This is a genomic window from Alkalibacillus haloalkaliphilus C5 (genome assembly GCF_000269905.1).
GTDB lineage: Bacteria > Bacillota > Bacilli > Bacillales > Alkalibacillaceae > Alkalibacillus > Alkalibacillus haloalkaliphilus_A.
In genome coordinates this window covers 1-407 of the sequence record NZ_AKIF01000301.1, presented here as the reverse complement: position 1 = coordinate 407, position 407 = coordinate 1, and the positions used below count along the sequence as shown (strand labels likewise).

Sequence of the window (407 nt, the reverse complement as noted above, 5' to 3'; positions counted from 1 at the left end):
GCTTCTTCATCTATTTCTGAATCAAACACTTCATCATACACCGTTAATTCAGTGCCCTCATGAATCGGAAACACGGGACGGATCTCACGGTCTCGAAGCCAGCGATTTCGCTCTAAGTTGACTTCCCGACTGAAGTGTGTCAGCCAGGTATATACTTGTTCTTCCGCTTGTGTTGGAAATCTTTCAAAGTAGTATTCTAATATCTTTATTTCTTCTCCCACAACCTTCTTCCAGTCATGGTTTTCATACCCTTGAAGTCTTGTTTCGTTTCTTTCAATAAACTTGAGATTGATTTCAATTTCTCTGGCTTCTAATGGGTCTTTTACGTCATTTATGTCGCTCCCTTTTTCAAATCCTCTTTCTTGAAGCCTACGTTCATAAGCTGATACTGTATCTCAGCTTCTTCT

1 protein-coding gene is annotated in these 407 nt (G+C 40.0%); it reads right to left on the bottom strand.

The window, feature by feature from the left end; translation table 11 throughout:
- Positions 1 to 221, bottom strand: a 221-nt coding sequence (locus A194_RS19135; protein ID WP_040403418.1) for a hypothetical protein, incomplete at its 3' end; no start/stop codon positions are given.
- Between the last annotated feature and the right edge of the window lie 186 nt (positions 222 to 407).